General features: G+C 47.2%; 3 rRNA genes (1 of these 3 running past the window's edge). All 3 read right to left on the bottom strand.

The annotated features are described in order from the left end of the window. Nucleotides 1-69: 69 nt before the first annotated feature. A 16S ribosomal RNA gene (locus IGI44_RS03445) occupies nucleotides 70-1,628 on the bottom strand. Between the two features lie 454 nt (nucleotides 1,629-2,082). After that, nucleotides 2,083-2,198, bottom strand: a 5S ribosomal RNA gene (rrf, locus tag IGI44_RS03440). A gap of 74 nt (nucleotides 2,199-2,272) precedes the next feature. Continuing rightward, nucleotides 2,273-2,500, bottom strand: a 23S ribosomal RNA gene (locus IGI44_RS03435) (it continues 2,684 nt past the right edge of the window).

Raw genomic sequence — 2,500 nt, 5'->3', positions numbered from 1 at the left:
AAACTGAACGAATAAAAGCAAGCCTGTGTAGTTTCCGTAACGTTCATCTTAGATGAACTAATTCCTTAGAAAGGAGGTGATCCAGCCGCACCTTCCGATACGGCTACCTTGTTACGACTTCACCCCAATCATCTATCCCACCTTAGGCGGCTGGCTCCAAAAGGTTACCTCACCGACTTCGGGTGTTACAAACTCTCGTGGTGTGACGGGCGGTGTGTACAAGGCCCGGGAACGTATTCACCGCGGCGTGCTGATCCGCGATTACTAGCGATTCCGGCTTCATGTAGGCGAGTTGCAGCCTACAATCCGAACTGAGAGAAGCTTTAAGAGATTAGCTTAGCCTCGCGACTTCGCGACTCGTTGTACTTCCCATTGTAGCACGTGTGTAGCCCAGGTCATAAGGGGCATGATGATTTGACGTCATCCCCACCTTCCTCCGGTTTGTCACCGGCAGTCTCGCTAGAGTGCCCAACTAAATGATGGCAACTAACAATAAGGGTTGCGCTCGTTGCGGGACTTAACCCAACATCTCACGACACGAGCTGACGACAACCATGCACCACCTGTCACTTTGCCCCCGAAGGGGAAGCTCTATCTCTAGAGTGGTCAAAGGATGTCAAGACCTGGTAAGGTTCTTCGCGTTGCTTCGAATTAAACCACATGCTCCACCGCTTGTGCGGGCCCCCGTCAATTCCTTTGAGTTTCAACCTTGCGGTCGTACTCCCCAGGCGGAGTGCTTAATGCGTTAGCTGCAGCACTGAAGGGCGGAAACCCTCCAACACTTAGCACTCATCGTTTACGGCGTGGACTACCAGGGTATCTAATCCTGTTTGCTCCCCACGCTTTCGAGCCTCAGCGTCAGTTACAGACCAGAGAGCCGCCTTCGCCACTGGTGTTCCTCCATATATCTACGCATTTCACCGCTACACATGGAATTCCACTCTCCTCTTCTGCACTCAAGTTTCCCAGTTTCCAATGACCCTCCCCGGTTGAGCCGGGGGCTTTCACATCAGACTTAAGAAACCGCCTGCGCTCGCTTTACGCCCAATAAATCCGGACAACGCTTGCCACCTACGTATTACCGCGGCTGCTGGCACGTAGTTAGCCGTGGCTTTCTGGTTAGATACCGTCAAGGGATGAACATTTTACTCTCATCCTTGTTCTTCTCTAACAACAGAGTTTTACGATCCGAAAACCTTCTTCACTCACGCGGCGTTGCTCGGTCAGACTTTCGTCCATTGCCGAAGATTCCCTACTGCTGCCTCCCGTAGGAGTTTGGGCCGTGTCTCAGTCCCAATGTGGCCGATCACCCTCTCAGGTCGGCTATGCATCGTTGCCTTGGTGAGCCGTTACCTCACCAACTAGCTAATGCACCGCGGGTCCATCCATCAGTGACGCAAAAGCGCCTTTCAAACCGAAACCATGCGGTTTCGATTGTTATACGGTATTAGCAGCTGTTTCCAAGTGTTATCCCCTTCTGATGGGCAGGTTACCCACGTGTTACTCACCCGTTCGCCACTCCTTTTCTTTCGGTGGAGCAAGCTCCGGTGAAAGAAAAAGCGTTCGACTTGCATGTATTAGGCACGCCGCCAGCGTTCGTCCTGAGCCAGGATCAAACTCTCATAAAAAGTGTTTGAAACAGTCTTGCGACTGTTAAGCTCAATTGTAATAATTGACTTGCTAGCATATTGCTTGCTATGTTGTTTGCTTCTATAATAGAAGCGCCCTACACATTTGGTTTGTTTTATTCGTTCAGTTTTCAAAGGTCTACATTGTTTGCTGCTTTGTTTCAGCAACTTTTATATCTTAACAGGTTACCAAGCAAATGTCAATAACTTTTTTTGAAGTTTTTTCAAAAAAGTTATATTCAATATTTCAGCAACTCAGTTATAATAACTTAATATCTCAAAAGTGTCAATAGCTTTATTCAATAATTTTTAATTATCATTTAAAACTCATAAAAGCAGACAACTTCTAGTTACTATAACTAACAACAGTCATTTAAATCCCAAAGAACTCCCTTTGTATTCAAGAACTGTTACTATTGAAATAAAAATTCCATCCTTTATCAGGATGGAATACGCGCGGCGACGTCCTAATCTCACAAGGGGCAACCCCTCACTACAATCGGCGCTAAGAAGCTTAACTTCTGTGTTCGACATGGGAACAGGTGTATCCTTCTCGCTATCGCCACCACACTATGTTTTTTTGAGTAAACGTCGTTCACTCAAAACTGGATCAGAAACAATTAAACAACCGTGAATCAATTTTATTGGTTAAGTCCTCGATCGATTAGTATCAGTCCGCTCCGTACATCACTGCACTTCCACTCCTGACCTATCTACCTGATCATCTCTCAGGGATCTTACTTTCTTAAAGAAATGGGAAATCTCATCTTGAGGTGGGCTTCACACTTAGATGCTTTCAGCGTTTATCCCTTCCCTACATAGCTACCCAGCGATGCCTCTGGCGAGACAACTGGTACACCAGCGGTAAGTCC

The organism is Enterococcus sp. DIV0756 (genome assembly GCF_051710745.1).
Classification (GTDB): domain Bacteria; phylum Bacillota; class Bacilli; order Lactobacillales; family Enterococcaceae; genus Enterococcus_A.
The sequence above is the reverse complement of the archived record's forward strand: the minus strand, read 5'-3'. Positions and strand labels throughout refer to the sequence as shown.